The organism is Nocardiopsis camelliae, assembly GCF_028993595.1.
Classification (GTDB): Bacteria; Actinomycetota; Actinomycetes; order Streptosporangiales; family Streptosporangiaceae; genus Nocardiopsis; species Nocardiopsis dassonvillei.
The window spans coordinates 2199684-2215968 of the sequence record NZ_CP118614.1; the positions used below are offsets into that span (position 1 = coordinate 2199684).

The 16285-nt window shown below is 72.1% G+C and carries 16 protein-coding genes; 4 read left to right on the top strand and 12 right to left on the bottom strand.

The features are described 5' to 3' along the window. Positions 1 to 51: 51 nt before the first annotated feature. The 5 genes from PV789_RS09665 to PV789_RS09685 all read right to left on the bottom strand — a co-directional run bounded on the left by PV789_RS09665 (position 52) and on the right by PV789_RS09685 (position 4551). Entirely contained in the window at positions 52 to 783 is a 732-nt protein-coding gene (locus PV789_RS09665) for an ABC transporter ATP-binding protein (protein ID WP_274977095.1), read from the bottom strand. Then, positions 780 to 1652: an ABC transporter permease gene (locus tag PV789_RS09670; protein ID WP_274977096.1), complete on the bottom strand. Its 873-nt coding sequence runs from the start codon at positions 1650 to 1652 to the stop codon at positions 780 to 782. Before PV789_RS09670 ends, PV789_RS09665 begins: the two co-directional genes overlap by 4 nt. After that, positions 1649 to 2647 carry an ABC transporter substrate-binding protein gene (locus tag PV789_RS09675; protein WP_274977097.1) on the bottom strand — a complete coding sequence of 333 codons (999 nt, stop codon included), beginning with the start codon at positions 2645 to 2647 and terminating at the stop codon, positions 1649 to 1651. The genes PV789_RS09670 and PV789_RS09675 overlap by 4 nt, the downstream gene beginning before the upstream one ends. A gap of 43 nt (positions 2648 to 2690) precedes the next feature. Continuing rightward, positions 2691 to 3560 carry an ABC transporter substrate-binding protein gene (locus tag PV789_RS09680; RefSeq protein WP_274977098.1) on the bottom strand — a complete coding sequence of 290 codons (870 nt, stop codon included), beginning with the start codon at positions 3558 to 3560 and terminating at the stop codon, positions 2691 to 2693. 187 nt (positions 3561 to 3747) lie between these two features. After that, positions 3748 to 4551 carry an IclR family transcriptional regulator gene (locus PV789_RS09685; RefSeq protein ID WP_274977099.1) on the bottom strand — a complete coding sequence of 268 codons (804 nt, stop codon included), beginning with the start codon at positions 4549 to 4551 and terminating at the stop codon, positions 3748 to 3750. 321 nt (positions 4552 to 4872) lie between these two features. Between PV789_RS09685 and PV789_RS09690 the strand changes: the two genes are divergently transcribed. Continuing rightward, entirely contained in the window at positions 4873 to 5688 is an 816-nt protein-coding gene (locus PV789_RS09690; protein ID WP_274977100.1) for an SAM-dependent methyltransferase, read from the top strand. 56 nt (positions 5689 to 5744) lie between these two features. Here PV789_RS09690 and PV789_RS09695 read toward each other — a convergent pair whose 3' ends face one another. The 5 genes from PV789_RS09695 to PV789_RS09715 form a co-directional block, all read right to left on the bottom strand. Continuing rightward, a complete protein-coding gene (locus PV789_RS09695) occupies positions 5745 to 7283 on the bottom strand; it encodes a glycoside hydrolase family 43 protein (RefSeq protein ID WP_274977101.1) in 1539 nt (512 codons plus the stop codon). 167 nt (positions 7284 to 7450) lie between these two features. Further along, positions 7451 to 8356, bottom strand: coding sequence for a carbohydrate ABC transporter permease (locus PV789_RS09700; RefSeq protein ID WP_274977102.1), 906 nt, complete (start codon positions 8354 to 8356; stop codon positions 7451 to 7453). 1 nt (position 8357) lies between these two features. Beyond that, positions 8358 to 9305, bottom strand: coding sequence for a carbohydrate ABC transporter permease (locus PV789_RS09705; RefSeq protein ID WP_274977103.1), 948 nt, complete (start codon positions 9303 to 9305; stop codon positions 8358 to 8360). After that, positions 9302 to 10657, bottom strand: coding sequence for an extracellular solute-binding protein (locus tag PV789_RS09710; protein ID WP_274977104.1), 1356 nt, complete (start codon positions 10655 to 10657; stop codon positions 9302 to 9304). The genes PV789_RS09705 and PV789_RS09710 overlap by 4 nt, the downstream gene beginning before the upstream one ends. A 68-nt stretch (positions 10658 to 10725) precedes the next feature. Further along, a complete protein-coding gene (locus tag PV789_RS09715) occupies positions 10726 to 12570 on the bottom strand; it encodes a glycoside hydrolase family 2 protein (protein ID WP_274977105.1) in 1845 nt (614 codons plus the stop codon). A gap of 188 nt (positions 12571 to 12758) precedes the next feature. Between PV789_RS09715 and PV789_RS09720 the strand changes: the two genes are divergently transcribed. Then, positions 12759 to 13811: a LacI family DNA-binding transcriptional regulator gene (locus PV789_RS09720; RefSeq protein WP_274977106.1), complete on the top strand. Its 1053-nt coding sequence runs from the start codon at positions 12759 to 12761 to the stop codon at positions 13809 to 13811. A gap of 151 nt (positions 13812 to 13962) precedes the next feature. On the opposite strand, the gene PV789_RS09725 is transcribed toward PV789_RS09720, so the two are convergent. Beyond that, positions 13963 to 14331, bottom strand: a complete 369-nt coding sequence (locus PV789_RS09725) for a hypothetical protein (protein ID WP_274977107.1) — start codon at positions 14329 to 14331, stop codon at positions 13963 to 13965. A gap of 97 nt (positions 14332 to 14428) precedes the next feature. On the opposite strand from PV789_RS09725, the gene PV789_RS09730 reads away from it, so the two are divergent. Continuing rightward, positions 14429 to 15205: a Scr1 family TA system antitoxin-like transcriptional regulator gene (locus PV789_RS09730; protein ID WP_274977108.1), complete on the top strand. Its 777-nt coding sequence runs from the start codon at positions 14429 to 14431 to the stop codon at positions 15203 to 15205. Continuing rightward, positions 15202 to 15375, top strand: a complete 174-nt coding sequence (locus PV789_RS09735) for a DUF397 domain-containing protein (RefSeq protein WP_274977109.1) — start codon at positions 15202 to 15204, stop codon at positions 15373 to 15375. Before PV789_RS09730 ends, PV789_RS09735 begins: the two co-directional genes overlap by 4 nt. Before the next feature lie 41 nt (positions 15376 to 15416). Here PV789_RS09735 and PV789_RS09740 read toward each other — a convergent pair whose 3' ends face one another. Further along, positions 15417 to 16163, bottom strand: coding sequence for a spermidine synthase (locus PV789_RS09740; RefSeq protein ID WP_274977110.1), 747 nt, complete (start codon positions 16161 to 16163; stop codon positions 15417 to 15419). Positions 16164 to 16285: the final 122 nt, after the last annotated feature.

Sequence of the window (16285 nt, forward strand, 5' to 3'; positions counted from 1 at the left end):
TGTCCTTCTCTCGGTGTCGTGGTGTTGCGGTGTCGCGGGGAGGCGGGGGTCTCAGAGCAGGTCGGCGACCACGCGCCGGTGCAGGTCGAAGAGCTCGGGGTCCTCGGGGTCGCGCGGCCGGGGCAGCGTCACCCGGTACTCCCGCACGACCTCGGCCGGACGTCCGGCCAGGACCAGGACGCGGTCGGCCAGGAAGACGGCCTCGGCGGGGCTGTGGGTGACCAGGAGCCCGACGCGGCTCTTGCGCGTCCACAGGTCCTGGAGCAGCAGCCGCAGTCTGCGGCCGGTCAGTTCGTCCAGGGCGCTGAAGGGTTCGTCCAGCAGCACGACGGCGGGGTCGACGGCGAAGGCCCGTGCGACCGCGACGCGCTGGCGCTGGCCGCCGGAGAGGACCGAGGGGTACTTGTCGGCGTACGCGGACAGGCCCACGTCCCGCAGGGCGGCGTCGGCCCCGCCGGGGTCGAGCCCGGCCGAGCGCAGGGCGATCTCGACGTTCGCGCGCACCGGGAGCCAGTCCAGGAGGCGGGGCTGCTGGAACACCATGCCCAGGCGGCCTCCGCCGTCGGCGCCCGTCGGGACCGCCACCTCGCCGCTGTCGGGCTGTTCGAGTCCGGCGACCATGTGCAGCAGCGTGGTCTTGCCGGTGCCCGAGGCGCCCACCAGCGCGACCAGCTCACCGGGTTCGACCCTCAGGGAGAAGTCCCCGAAGACGTGTTCGGTGCCCCGGTCCCGTGCGCCGGTGAAGGACTTGCCGACCCCGCGCAGTTCCACTGGCGTGCTCATACCGACGCCACCTTCCTCCAACGTCCCGCGCGGTTCTCCAGCGCCTGGAGGACCCCGTACTCCAGCAGGGCCATCACGACGGCGAACAGCACCGTCCAGGCCAGCACCCCCGCCACGTTCTGGGCGGCGAACTCGCCGTTGATGCTGGCCCCCACCCCGTCGGACATCCCGAAGATCTCCACGAGGACGATCACCTTCCAGGCCAGTGACAGGCCCAGCCGGGCCCCGCCGAACAGCGCGGGCGCCAGGGAGGGCAGCCACAGGTGGCGGAGCCGGTCGTAGGCGGAGAAGCGGTAGACGTGGGCCATCTCCAGGAGCTGGGCGTCGGTGGCCCGGGTCCCCTGGTAGATGCTCAGCGTCAGGGCGGGGGCGGAGGAGAGCGCGACCGCCGTGACCGGGTTGATGAGCGCCACGCCGAACCAGATCACGCACAGCAGGGCCCAGACCAGGCCGGGGACGGTCAGGCCGATGAGCACCGCCGGCTCGAAGAAGCGGCGGGCCAGCGGGGAGCGCCCCATGGCGATGCCGACGAACAGCGCGGCGACGAAGGCCAGGGCGAACCCGAGGGCGACGCGCTGGAAGGTCACCCCGAGCTCGGAGTAGAACAGGGGGTCCGAGACCAGCAGCAGGATCTCTGCGCCGATCCGGTCCACCCCGGGCACGAGGACGCTGTCCAGCGCGAGGGCCATCGTGTGCCAGCCGCCGACGAGCAGGGCCAGGAAGGCGGCCGCGGCGGCCGGTCCCTGCCAGCGCGCCGGGCGCCCGGCGGAGGGGCGGGTCCCCGGCGCGCGTCCGGGGGAGCGGCCCGCCTCTCCGGACGCGGGTGCGGTGGCGGGCGTGGGCGCGGGGGCCTGGGACCGCGTGCTCATCGGTCGGCCCCCAGGTCGACGAAGACCTCCCTCTCGGGCGGGGACTCGATGATGCCCAGCTCCACGGCCCTGTCCAGCTGTGCCTGGAAGCTGTCGAAGGAGGCGTTGCCCCACTCCAGCGGGTAGGTGTCGACGAGCCTGTCCGGCAGGAGCGCGATGGCCTCCGTCTCGTCGGCGCCGATGCCGTAGTGCTCGTGCAGCTCGGCCAGGAGTCCGGGTTCGTCGTGGATGCGCTGGTGGACCTCCTGGCGCATCCGGACGAGCCCCGAGGCCAGCGCGCCGTTCTCCTCCACCCACGAGCGCAGCGCGCCCTGGGCGTTGAGGACCAGGGGTGCGGACTGCCCGCTGCCCTGGCGCCACAGGTCGTCCACGGTGGCGATCTGCCGTGCGCCGCGGCCCACCAGCCGGGTGGCGTTGGGCTCGATGGTGACGATGGCCTCGACGTCGCCGCGTTCGAACAGCGCCAGGCCGTTGAGCACGGCCCCCTGGTGGATCGTGTACTCGGCCTCGAAGTCGATCCCGTTCACCGCGCTGGCCAGTTGGGTGGAGCGGTAGGCGTCGCTGTTGTTGGGCGGTGTGGCGACGGCCTTGCCGCGCAGGTCGGCGGGTGTGCGGTACGGGCTGTTCTCGGCCACCAGCCACCGCACGTGGTTGTTGAGCCCGGGGCCGAAGAGCACCACGTCGGCCCCGGCCGCGTTCGAGACGGCCGCGCCGATGGGGCCGAAGCTGGACACGTCCAGGGCCCCCGACAGGAGCTTGTTCTGCACGTCGCCGGGGCCGGTCCCGGCGACGTACTCCAGGTCGAGCCCCTCCTCCAGGCCGAAGCGTTCGGCGATCGGGCGCAGGACGGCGCTCGCGGTGCCCTCCTCGGTGTCCTGCACCTTGGCCGCGCCGGAGGACGGGGCCGCGCAGGCTCCGAGGAGGGGGACGGCCCCCGCGGCTGCGGCCGACAGGAGTCCGGCGCGCAGGAGCGACCGGCGTTTCAGGGTGGGCATGGCGGTCTCCAACAGGCGGGAAGGGTGCGGGCGGGGCGTGTGTTCAGCGGGCGCCGAGCAGCGAGCCGTAGTCGTTGCGGCCCTCGGTCAGGCCCCAGGACTTCATCCACGCGTAGCTCTCGTGGAAGCGCTTGGGTTCGAAGGCCCGCGCGTGCGTGTAGCGCACGTGGGCGCGGCTGAGCTCGTCCGGGGAGAGGGCTCCCCCGACCTCGCGCACGATGTGCGCGGCCGACTCGGGCCACGGGCGGCCGTTGATCAGGTCGACGGCCTCGTTGACGGCGAGCACGTAGGCGTCGCGGCGCTCCTGGCCCAGGTGTGGGGCGACCACCTGGGAGCCCCGGTAGAAGTAGCTGCCCAGGAGGTGGGCGCCCTCCTTCAGAGCGGTGCTGAGGAAGGGTTCCATGAGCATCGCCGCGCGTGCCCGGCCGGAGCGCAGCGCCCGCAGCCGCAGGTGGGGTGAGCCCACGTGCCGCAGGACGACCTCCTGGCGCGCGAGCGTGTTGCCCAGCAGGTGCAGGGCGGTGTAGTGCGACCCCGTGAACTCGTTGACCGCGACCGGGACGCCGCCGAGGTCGTGCGGTTCGTTCAGCAGGGGGTCGAAGCTCACCAGGGCCTGGGCGACGACGGCGGGCCGCAGGTAGTCGATCCTGCCGTCCCGGCGACCGCGTTCGAGCCGGTCGATCCCGCCCCACTCGCACAGGTTGTAGACGTCGGCCCCCTCCGTCTCGTACAGGGCCTCCTTGCGCCGCGCGATGGGGTCGCGCTCGGAGGGGTCGTAGGCGGACGGGTCGGCCTCGGCGAAGCGCACGTCCAGGCCGTGCCGCGCGAACAGCCCGTGCTCGATCGCCACGATCTCCGGCAGGTCGAACACCGGGTGGTTGGGGGAGATCAACAGCGTGTCGTGCGCGCCCACGGCCCCTCCAGCAGTAAAACCTACTTAATTGGTCGAAATAGAAGGTATAGGCCCGGCTTCGCACGTGTCAACAGTGGTTTTCACGCAGCGGCAAGCGCTTCCGTCGAACGAAAACGCCTGTTGGGGGAGGGTGCGGATACGACGAAGGCCCCGCGCCGACCGCGCGGGGCCCGGTGTGGGCGTGGTCTCAGCCCTCGACGAGCGCCAGGGAGAAGGGCTGGTCCCGGAGCCGCAGGGCGGCCTCGCGCAGGGCGGCGGACGCGCTCTCCAGCCGCTCGCCCTCCAGGCGGGCCGCCGGCCCCTGCACCTCGACCGCCGTCCAGACGCGGCCTTCGGTCATCACGGGAGCGGCCACGGCCCGCAGTCCCGGACGTGCGGGGTCGTCCACGACGGCCACACCGCGAAACTGCGTGGTCAGGAGTTCGCTGTGCAGAGCCGAGGCCGCGTCCTCCCGCTCCGGAAGGCGTGCCCGCCACCTCTCGGCCACCTCCTCCAGGGGGCTGTCCCCGAAGGCCAGGATCGCCAGCCCCATGGCCGAACTCCACAGGGGCCGTCGCAGGCCGGGCTGACCGTGGTAGCGGAACGGATCGGGCGAGGGCGTGGTCAACAGGACCACCACCTCCTCGGCGCGGCACACGCCCAGACTGGAGGTCTCACCGGTGGCGTCGACCAGGTGGCGCAGCGCGTCGGCCGCCTCGGGCAGCCCGGCCGAGGCCAGGGAACGGCGGGCCAACCGCATCAGCACCGGCCCGGGCAGGAACCTCTCGCTCACCGCGTCCCTGCACAGCAGACCCTCGGAGCACAGGGTGCGCAGCAGCCGGTGCACGGTGCTGATGTTGAGCCCCGTCGCGCCCGCCAGTTCGGTGAGGCTCAGCCCCTGGGGAGCGTCGACCACCGCGTTGAGCAGCAGCCCGGCGCGCGCCACCGACCGCACCTCGCCCGAACGCGTGGTCGAGGGCGCCGTGGCCGACTGACCGGTGTGCATGCTCATGGACCGCCCCCGCCTGTACGCACGTTTTTCCGAGGGTACGCCAGGCCCAGAGGCCATTCGCGGCCCCCGGCGACGCCGGGGGCCAGCGGCGGTCCCGCGCTCCCCGCCGCGCCCGCCGCTCCCCGTCCGGAAGAGCCTTTCCTTCCCGTGGCGGAACGCGGCTCCGGGGCGAGGATTCGGGCGTCGCGCCGCGCCCCGCCCGCGCGATGTGGATAGCATCGGTGCGAGCGGTTTCCCCGGCCTCGGCGGGATCGCGACCGTGTGAGCGCCGGGGGCCGCGTTCCGTGACGTCCGCCCCCGTCTATCGAGGTAGATGCCCAGATGACCGACGATGCGTCCACTCCCGCCTCCGCCGACCGCCCGCCGCAGATCGACACCACCCGGACCCACTCGGCCCGGATCTGGAACTACTGGATGGGCGGCAAGGACAACTACCCGATCGACCGCGAGGCGGGCGACGCGGTCGCCGCGGGCTTCCCCGAGATCGTGGACCTGGCCCGCACCAGCCGGGAGTTCCTCATCCGCGTCGTGACCCACCTGGCGGGCGAGGCGGGCATCCGCCAGTTCCTCGACATCGGCACCGGCATGCCCACCGCCAACAACACCCACGAGGTCGCCCAGTCGATCGCCCCGGAGGCCCGCGTGGTCTACGTGGACAACGACCCCCTCGTGCTCGCGCACGCCCGCGCGCTGCTGGTCGGCACCCCCGAGGGGGTCACCGACTACATCGACGCCGACCTGCGCGACCCCGACGCGATCCTGGAGCGGGCCGCCCGGACCCTGGACTTCGACCAGCCCGTCGCGCTCATGCTCATGGGCGTCCTGGGCCACGTACCCGACGACGAGGTCTTGCCGGTCGTGCGCCGTCTGGTGGACGCGCTGCCCCCGGGCAGCTACCTGGCGAGCTACGACGGCACCAACACCAGCGAGGCCTACAACGAGGCCATCGAGGTGGGCAACAAGCAGGGCGCGGTCCCCTACCTCCTGCGCAGCCCGGAGGAGGTCGCCGCCCGCTTCGAGGGCCTGGAGCTGCTGGAGCCGGGCGTGGTCCCCTGCCCCCTGTGGCGCCCCGCCCCCATCGAGGTCGGCTCCCGGCGCGGCATGGACCAGTACGGCGGCCTGGCCCGCAAGCCCTGACGCCGCGCGGTGCCGGTTCCGCCCGCGCCCCGGCCTCGGGCGGAACCGGCGCCCGCTCAGGGCGCGGGGTAGACCTCCGCGCGGTCGACGGTGACGATGGCGTCGCTGGACCCCGCGGGCCGGTCACCGGTGACCGTGACGGTCAGGGTGTGCTCGCCGGGGCCGAGTTCGGGGCTCAGGTACACGCGCTGCTCGCCGACCCGGAACGGGTTGTGGTAGCTCACCGGCTCCGAGGGCGGCCCGCCGTCCACCGAGAACGTCGCGTAGCCGTGGTCGGTGTCCAGGGAGGCGTACACCGCGATCCGCGACCCGGTGAAGTGGTAGGTGGCCGTGGCCCCGGCCTGGGCGGTGTAGTGGTCGTCGCCGTAGAAGCAGTACGCCCCGCAGCGGTCCCCCGTGGTCCAGTCGCCCTCGTAGGAGACCCGCGGTCCGCCCCGGCCGGTGTCGGTGTCGTTGACCGCTGTGCTGCCCGCCCCCGGGTCACCGGAGGGCAGGCGCTGGGTCGCCCCCGCCGCCAGCGGCCGTCCGAGGTCGGGGGTCCCCTCGGGGGTCCATCCGACGCGCTGGGCCCGCGTGGACCGGAAGGAGTAGGTGTACTCGGGCGTGTTCTTGGCGTGGTAGGCGATCCAGTCCTCGGTGCCGTCGGGCGAACGGAAGAAGAAGTGGTGCCCGGGACCCCAGACCCCGGCCGCGTCGTCGCGGCTGAACAGCGGCCCCGGCAACTGCTCCCAGGCGTCCGCCGACAGCGGGTCGGCGCCCTCGTCCAGAGCGATCGACCAGATCTGGTAGTCGGGTTTGCCGGTGTCGCAGGCGGAGTAGGTGAGGAAGGTCCGGCCGTCGCGGTACAGCGGGGTCGGCCCCTCCCGAACCTCGGGGCAGCCGCCCTCGTTGGGCAGCGCGACGGGTTCGCCCTCGACCGTCCACGGGTTGCTCATGCGCGCGGCGTAGAGCTGCTGGGGGCCGCCGTCGAACCCGCGTCCGGGACTGCTCCAGGCGAAGTAGGGCTGCCCGTCGTGCACGAAGGGCTCGCCGTCGATGGCGTAGGTGCCGGTGTCGGCGATCTGCGCCTTGAACTCGTAGGGGCCGGCCGGGTCGTCGCCGGCCGACTCCAGGACGTAGAGCCGGTGGCTGGCGTCCCGCTCCACGGGGTCGGTCAGCCTGCTGTCGGCGGCCGTGTAGTACAGGTACCAGCGCGGCCCGTCCCCGGTCTGGAACCGGTGCAGCGCCGGAGCCCACAGTTCGGTACTGCGGCTGGGGTCGCTGTCGCGCCACACCTCCACGGGTTCGGCGGTGGCCAGGGTGGCCAGGCTGGGCGACTTCCACACGGAGATGCGGTCGCCCTGGGTGGTGGACAGGTAGTAGTTCCCGTCGTGGTGCACGATCGTGGGGTCGGCTCCGGCGTTGAGGGGGTTGCGGAACGTCCCCTCCTGTGCTGCTCCGGTGTCGGCGTCGGCCGCGCCGGCCGTCGTGGCGGCGGTACCGCCGGAGGCGTCGGCGGTGGTGGCGGTGGCGAGGGGGAGTGCGAGCAGCGCCAGGGTCAGGGCGCTGAGAGCCGTCAGGCGGCGTCGCGGGCGAGGGGACGTGCGTGGTGACATCGCTGTTTCCCGTCCGGTGAGTGGTGCTCTTCCTGTTTCTTGCGTCGTTGTCGTCGTTGTCGTCGTTGTCGTCGTGCGGTGGGGCCCGCGCGCCCGCGGCCCCGGCGGCGCGCGGTGCGCCCCCGGGTACGCCGCGGCCGGTCGGCCCCGGGCGCGCGGACCGGTCCTCACTGTCCGCCCAGACCCGTCGTGGCGACGCTGTTGACGATCTGGCGCTGGAACAGCATGAACACCACCACCATCGGCGCCGCCGCCACCATCGACGCCGCCAGCTGCGAGGCGTAGAAGGTGCCGTAGGAGTCCAGGATGTTGGGGATGCCCACGGGCAGCGTCATCAGGGCCGGATCGGTCGTGACGATGAACGGCCACAGGTAGTTGTTCCATGCGGTGATGAACACGAAGATCGACGCCGCCGCCAGGATGGGTCGCGACAGCGGCATGATCACCGTCGTGAACAGCCGCCAGTAGGAGGCCCCGTCCATGCGGGCCGCCTCGTCCAGCTCGCGCGGCACCGCGTCGAAGAACCGCTTGAGCACGAACACGATGACCGGCGCCACCAGCTGCGGCAGGACCACCGCCGCGTAGGTGTCCACCAGGCCCAGCGACACCATCTGCTGGAACAGCGGCACGATGAGCAGCTGCGGCGGGACCACGATCGCCGCCACCGTGAAGGCCATCAGCGCCGCGCGGCCCCGGAAGTCCATGCGCGACATCGCGAAGGCCGCCGGGGCCGCCACCACGATCGTGAGCAGGGTGACCAGCACGGCGATGACCAGGCTGTTGAACAGCCACATCTGCACGTTCCCGGCCTCGAACAGGTTGCGGTACTGCTCCAGGGTGAACCCGGTCCCGGGGACCAGGGTCGGCGGCAACGCGACCGCGTCCCCCTCGGTCTTGAACGAGGTGACCAGCGCCCACAACATCGGGGCCAGCCACAGCACCGCGAGGACCGCCAACGCCGTCATCGCGGCGATCCGCGGTCCGCGGCCCCCGCCCAGCATCAGGTCGCGCTGCCTGGCGCGCTCCAGGGCCGCCTCGGCCCGCCGCGTCGAACGAATGCTCCGCATCGCCATGTCAGACCCTTCTCCGCGCGCTGATCCACAACTGGAGGGCGGCCACGCCCAGGACGAGCGCCAGGAACAGGTAGGAGACGGCGGCGCCGTACCCGAACCGGTAGCCGGTGAAGCCCACGTCGTAGATGTAGAGCAGCAGCGAGCGGGTCGCCTCGCCCGGGCCGCCCCCGGTGAGCAGGTAGATCTGGTCGAAGACCTTCAGCGAGGCCAGCACCTGCAACAGCAGGACGACCACCGTGGTACCCCGCAACTGGGGGAGGGTGACGTGGCGCAGCCGTGCCCACACCCCCGCGCCGTCCAGCGCGGCGGCCTCGTACAGGTGGCCGGGGATCGACTGGAGGGCTGCCAGGTACAGCAGGAAGTTGAACCCGACCGTCCACCACACCGTGGTCAGCGCCACCGACCACATCGCCACGCCCTCGTCGGTCAGCCAGCCCAGGCCCTCCATCCCCAGCAGTCCCAGCGTGTGGTTGAGCAGGCCGAAGTCCTCCACGTACAGGAACTTCCACACCAGCGCCACCGTGGCCACCGGCAGCAGGAACGGCAGGAAGAACGACAGCCGCCACAGCCACTGCCCGGGCAGCCCGGTGTGCACCAGCACCGCCATGGCCAGCGCGACCACCACCAGGGGGACGGTGGTGATGAGGGTGAACAGGACGGTGTTGCCCAGGGTCCGCCACACCATCGGGTCGCCCAGCGCCTCGGCGTAGTTGCCCAGTCCAACGAACGCGCCGCCCGCCCCGTTGAGGGCGATGTCGGTGAAGCTCATCCACAGGCCGCTCAGCATCGGCCAGGCCAGGAACAGCGCGTACACCAGGAGGAAGGGCAGCAGGAACACCAGGGGCGAGTCCGCCAGGCGCAGCCACAGCCGCCGCGCGAGGCCGGGGCCGCCCTGCGTCGGGGCCCCGCCCGCGCGGGGGCGGGCAGGGGCCCGCGTGGTCACGCTCATTCCAGACCTCCCGGGTTGGTGCGGGCGGCCCAGGAGTCCAGGGTCCGGCCCAGGTGCTCCACCGCCGCCTCGGGCCCGTCACCGGTCAGCGCCGTGCGCAGCGCCTCGCTCACGTCGGAGTGGAACTGCGACCCGGCCCCGGCGAACCACACCTCGGGGTCGAGCACGGGGGTCTCACCGGCTGCGGCGTAGTCCGACTGCGGGTCCAGCGCCAGATACTCCGGCGACTGGGCGATGGGCGAGTAGGCCGGGATGTGGCCCGCCTCGCCCCAGATCAGGCTGTTGCGCACCATGAGCGCCACGAACTCGTGGGCGGCGCGCACCCGTTCGGGGTCGGGGTCGCCCTGGCGGGGCAGCACGAAGGCGTGGGAGTCGGCGTACCCGCCGGGCCGGTCGAAGACCGTGGGGAAGGGGGCCGCCCCCAGGTTCTCCACGTGCTCGGACAGGTAGGGCAGCTCCCACTCCCCGCACACGAGCATCGCCGAGCGCCCCGAGGCGAAGGCCGCCAGCGCGGTGGGGTAGTCCAGGTCCGGTTCCGAGGTCCGCCCGTCGAGCAGTTCGGCGAGGAAGGAGTACACGCGCAGCGCCGCGTCGCGGTCGAACACGGCCGGTCCGCCCTCGGGCAGCTCCATGGACGCGCCGGTCTGGTCGTACAGCATCCAGAACAGCCGCCACCCCTGGGAGTCGTCGTTGACGTGCCCGTAGGAGACGCCGTTGCCGCCCCCGGCCTCGGCCAGCGCCCGGGAGGCCGCGAGGAACCCCTCGGGGGAGTCCATCCCGGTCAGCTTCCCGTCTCCGTCGAGCACACCGGCCCGGTCGGCCACCCCGGTGTCGTAGAAGACGATCACCGGGTGGGTGTCCAGCGGGATGGCGTAGGTGGCGCCGTCGTGGATGCCGCGTTCCCACAGGTCGGGCACGAAGTCCTCGGCGGTGACCCCGAACTCGGCCAGCAGGTCCAGGTCGAAGGGTTCGAGCAGCCCGCCGGGGGCGTACCCGGGCAGGCGGGACAGGTGCAGCACGGCCGTCTCGGGGGCCCGCCCGCCCACGGAGGCCACCGCGAGCTTGGTGTAGTACGGCGGCCCCCAGGCCAGCGTGCTGGGGGTGACGCTCAGGTGCGGGGCCTGCTCGCGCACCGCGTCCAGCATGGTCTGCACCCGGGCGCCGTCGCCGCCCTGGAACAGGCTCCAGAACCGCACCTGCGAGCCCGGTCCCGCACCGGCGCCGGGGGCGCATCCGGCGGCGCCCAGGGCCGAGCCCAGGGCGAGGGCTCCCGTGCCCAGGAGCACGCCCCGCCGCGAGAACGGCGGAGGCGGCCCGGCGGGCGGGCTGGATCTGCGTGGTGGGTGTGGCATCGGCGGACTCCAGGGAAGGGGCGGGGGGTGGTGGGGGCGGTGGTCCCCGGGGCGTCCCGGGGACGCACTCACTCGGGCCGACGGTCGGCCTTCTCGTACGCGGCCGTCCTGCGCTGGGCGGCGGCGATGCGGGCGGTGTCGAGCTTGTCGCCGCGGTCGAACCGGTAGACGCCGTTGCGTTCCTGGAACACGTCGGTGAGCTGCGTGTAGCAGTAACCGAACATGTCCGGGTCCTCCAGCAGCACGCCCGTCAGGCCCTCGAAGCGGGTGTGGAACTCCTCCTCGGTCCTCGGGTCGTCGCCGTAACCCCACGACTGCTCGCCGCCGTCGGTGCCGGGGTCCCAGCGGATTCCGCCGAACTCGCTGCAGAAGTAGGGCTGGCCGCGGTAGGGCACCGACCAGTCGCGGCCGTCCGCGCCTCGGTTGACGTAGGGGTCGTCCTGGGCCAGGCCGCTCATCTGCTTGCGGAACGCCTCGGGGTCCTGCTCGTAGCTGTGGGAGTCGTAGACGTCGGTCTCGGGGACCCGGTGGGCGTACCCGGAGGCGTCCACCACCGGGCGGGAGGGGTCGATCGCCTTGGTGGCCAGGAACATCGCCCGGGTCACGTCGTCCAGGGCGGTGAAGCGGTCGTGCAGCCGCTGGAAGGTCTCGTTGAGCGGGCACCACCCGACGACGCTGGGGTGGGAGTAGTCGCGTTCGACGGCCTCGGTCCACTGGGCCACGTAGGAGGCGTCCGGCCGCTGGTTGTCGTCGGCCGGGCCGCCGTGGGCCGCGCACCCCCAGTCGCCGAACTCGCCCCAGACCAGGTAGCCGAGCCGGTCGGCGTGGTAGAGGAAGCGCTCCTCGAAGACCTTCTGGTGCAGGCGGGCCCCGTTGAACCCGGCCCGCAGGCCCAGTTCGATGTCGCGCACCAGGGCGGCGTCGTCGGGCGCGGTCATCAGCCCGTCGGGGTAGTAGCCCTGGTCCAGGACCAGGCGCTGGAACACGCGTTGGCCGTTGATGAGGATCGCCTTGCCCTGGACGGAGACCGACCGCAGGCCCGCGTAGGACCCGGCCCGGTCCACCACGCGCCCCGCGGCGTCGAGCAGTTCCAGGCGCAGCGTGTACAGGTGCGGGTCCTGCGGCGACCAGGCGCGGCGCCGCTCCACCGGTACCGTCAGGGTCAGCCGGGGCGCGGCGTCCAGGTCGGCACGGGCCTCGGCGGCCGCGACCTCGCCGTCCCCGTCCTCAAGGACGGCGCGCACCCGCAGGCCCTCGCCGCTGCCGGACAGCGGCAGGACCAGGTGGAAGGCCCCGTTGGCCAGGTCCGGGGTGATGCGGGGGCGGCGCAGGTGCGTGTCGGGGACCGGTTCCATCCACACGGTCTGCCAGATCCCCGTGGTGCGTGTGTAGTGGCACCCGGTGTTGGCGTACCAGGTGGCCTGCTTGCCGCGGGCCTGGAAGCCGTGTCGGCTGTCGCGGGCGCGCACGACCACCACGGCCTCCTCGCCGGGGGCGGCGACCCCGGACAGGTCGGCGGTGAAGGGGGTGAACCCGCCGCGGTGGCGGACGACCTCCGTGCCGTTGACCCACACGGTGGTGTCGTAATCGACGGCCTGGAAGTGCAGCAGGACGCGCCGCCCCGCCCAGGCGTCGGGGACGCGGACGGTGCGCCGGTACCAGACCGCCTCCATGAAGTCGGTGTCGCCCACGCCGGACAGCTCCGACTCCGGGCAGAAGGGGACGGTGATGGCGCCGGAGAGTTCCGCGTCGCGCAGGCCCCGTTCGAGTCCGCTGTCGCCGCGGTCGATCTCGAAGTCCCAGGTGCCGTTCAGGCACAGCCAGTCGGGGCGGGTGAACTGCGGGCGCGGGTACTCGGGGCGGGGCGGAGCGGTGGGCCCGTCCCCGCGCTGCGAGCGGTGGTGCGTCGGCACGGAGGTGTTCTCCTTCTCACGGCGTCGTCCTGTGACTGGCGTCACGCCACATGTCAGCACATTTTTACATCGATGTAAATACCTCGATCCGAAGGTCAGGAGGCTCCGGACACCGTGCTCGGAGCGGCCGGTCCGACCGCCGGGCGGCGGCCGGGCGCGGGCTAGGATGGCGCTGATCGGGGGTGGACGTGGGCACGAGGCCGCGTATCAAGGACGTCGCGCGTCAGGCCGGGGTCTCGGAGAAAACGGTTTCCAACGTTATTAACGACCACCCGCACGTCAGGCCCGCCACGCGCGCCGCCGTGGAGGCGGCCATCGGCGCCCTGGGCTACCGGGTCAACCTGGCCGGACGCCACCTGCGCCGCGGCCGGACCGGTGTGATCGCGCTGGTCGTGCCCGAACTCGACCTGGGCTACTTCGCCGAACTCGCCGACCTGGTCATCCGCGAGGCCGAACGCCTCTCGCGCACCGTCCTCGTCCACCAGAGCGAGGCCCGCCGCGAGCGCGAGGAGTCCGCGCTGGAGGGGTTCGGCGCCGACTTCGTGGACGGGGTCATCCTCAGCCCGCTCGCCATGGACGACGCCGCCCTGCGCACACACCCCTCCCGGCTGCCGGTGGTGCTCCTGGGCGAGCTGCCCCGCACGGTCCGGCGCGGCCACGTCGCCATCGACAACGTGGCCGCCGCGCGGGAGGCGACCGAGCACCTGCTCGACGGCGGGCGCACCCGGATCGCGGTGGTGGGCGGTCGGCCGCCGGGCCCCTCCGGCACGGCCGAACTGCGCACCCGCGGCTACCGCGAGGCCCTGGAGGCGCGGGGGAGGAACTACGATCCCGCGCTGGTGCGACCGGCCGGGCACTTCCACTGGAGGGACGGGGCGGAACTGGCCGCCGAACTCGTCGCCGGGCCCAGGCCGCCCGACGCGCTGCTGTGCATGAACGACCTGCTGGCGCTGGGGGCGATGCGTGCGCTGCACGACGCCGGGGCGCGGGTCCCCCGGGACGTGGCGGTGGTCGGGTTCGACGACATCGCCCCCGGGCGCTACTCCGTGCCGAGCCTGACCACCGTCGCCCCGGACAAGCCGGGTCTTGCCAGGGAGGCGGTGCGGCTGCTGCTGGAGGAGGTGGAGGCCCGTCGCGGCGCCCCGGACGCGGAGCCCGGGGCCGGGGCCGCCCGGGCCTCGGCCAAGGTCGTGGTCGGCCACACCCTTCTCGTGCGGGAGAGCAGTGCCAGCGCGCTCTGACGCCCGTCCTCCTCGGAGAGGCCGGGGCCGCCAGAAGACGCGCAAGCCGCTTTGCGGAAATGCATGGAAATGGTCTGATTTTCTCTTCGTGCTTGCGTAGGTGAATGAGAATGGACCCCACGGCATGGCGGAGGTGGGGCCCGTTTCCGTGTCACTCCTCCTGTTCGCGCGCACGCCTCCACTCGCTTCGGCGGGGGAGTGGTGGTGCTATCTGTTTGGCGGTTTTGTTCCATTCGGGCAGCTCGGGTGGGGTCGAGGTTCCCGCGCGGGTGCGGATGAGGTCGTCCACGACCAGTCCGGCGAAGACGCGGGGGTGGGTCCTGTAGTCGCCCTTGCCGTCCAACCACCGGTAGAGGCCGTGTTCGGTGACGGTGACCTGCGCGTACCCGAGATAGGGGCAGCAGGTCAGGGTGGGTACCGGGTCCAGACTGAACCAGTGGGGCTTGTCGCTGATCTGCGAGGGCAGCCCGCGCGCGGTGAGTTCTTCCTGGAGGTGCTGTAGCTGTTCGATCGCATCCATACACCAACGGTGCGGCTGAACAGTGGTTTTACACAGCTACCAATATCTGCCTGTATGGATATGGTCCCCCGTGCAGATTTCTGGATAGCTTTGAGGTGTGACTGAGAACGAATTCACATCTCTGTTTTCCAAGCTCCGTGAACTGTCCGGTTTGAGGCAGGAGGAGCTTGCCGAACGTGTGGGGTCCTCCGCCGCCTCGGTGTCCCGGTGGGAGACCGGCGTCATCACCCCCAAACGGGCGAAGGTCGAACAGCTCGACAAGGCGCTCAAGGCCGAAGGCCGCTTGGTGCGCACGTGGGAACCGGTGGCCACCGGGTCGCAGATTCCGCCCTGGATGCGTTCCAAGGGCGCCCTGGAGGAGAAGGCGGTGGAGATCGACACGGTGACGGTCTCCAACCTCGTGCCCGGCCTCCTCCAGTCCCTGCCCTACGCGCGCATGGTGTTCCGCGCCGGACATCCCAGCGCGTCCAACGACGATGTGGAGCGCTTCGCCCAGCTTCGCGTCTCGCGCTACGAGGTGCTCAAACGAAGGAATGACCCGTTCGTCACCGCTGTCTTCCCCATCTCCGCGCTGACCTGCCTGCCCGACAGCGTACGCACCGACCAGGTCAAGACGATCCTGCGGCACATGGAACGGGAGCGCATGGCGGTCCACCTGATTCCGGACGGCAATCCGATGCTGCTGATCGCCGCCTCTGTTCAGGTCTACCGGTTGACGGACGGCACCGCTGTGGCGGCCTCCGACTACGCCCGGGGCAACCTCCTGATGGACGAGCCGGAGGACACCGCGGCGGTAGTGTCTGTCGTGAGGAACCTGATCGGTCTGTGCTCTCCCTTGGGGGAGACGTCCCCCCTGCTAGGAAGGCTGCTGTGATGTGGCATAAGTCCAGCTACAGCAATGACGCCGCTCACTGCGTCGAGGTCAGCGAAGGGCCGTCCACCCTGGTACGCGACACCCAGAACAGGGAAGCGGCCACCCTGGCCTTCCCCGCCGCCGAGTGGGCCGCCCTGCTCCGTTGTGAAGGTCCCGACTCCGCGCGCTGACACCCCGCTCAGCCGACTCCCTGTTCGCGGGAGCGGCGCGCTCACGACACCGCGACGTAGACGGTGTTGGACGCGTCGTGGTCCTGCTGGGGGTTGGGGAAGTTCACGACCTCCGCGCGCGCCGTGGTGAAGACCTCCGCCAGCAGGGCGGTGAACTCCTCCTCCGGCGCGTCGTTGGACCACAGCGCGAAGACACCGCCCGGCGCGAGCAGGCGCTCGCGCAGGCGGCGCAGCCCCTCGGCCGTGTACAGACCGGCGTGACCCGGGTGGAGCAGGTGTCGCGGCGAGTGGTCGATGTCCACGATCACCGCGTGGAACGGCTCCGCGCCCAGGTCGGGGGCGGGCCCCGACCCGGCGCCGACCGAGGCGAAGAAGTCCCCGTGCTCCAGGCGGCAGCGGGAGTCGGAGACCAGCGCCGCACCCGAGGGGATCAGCCCCTCGCGGTGCCAGTCGATGACCTCGCCCAGGGCCTCCACCACGACGAGGAAGCCCACACGCGGATCCTCCAGCACCGTATGCGCGGTGTAGCCCAGGCCCAGACCGCCCACGGCGACGCGCAGGCCGTTCGCCGCGTCCGCCCCATCCGCCCCGTCCGCCCCGTCCAGTTCGGCCAGGGCCAGCCGGGCCAGCTCGACCTCGGCCGCGGTGAACAGGCTCGACATCAGGAAGTCGTCGTCGAGTTTGATCTCGTAGACCTCCTTACGGAAGAGGGGGTCGTGGCGGCGCCGGAGGCTGAGCTCCCCCATCGGGGTCGCCCGCCAGTCCAGCTCCTGAAAACGGGCGCTCATCTGCTTCTCCTGCTCGTCGTGGTCCTCGGGTCCCCTTCGTACCACGTACCAGCGGGGTGCCGGGCGGCGTTCGGGATCAGTCGGTGGACGCCCGGCCCCGGCGGGGTCCGTGCCGCCGCCGG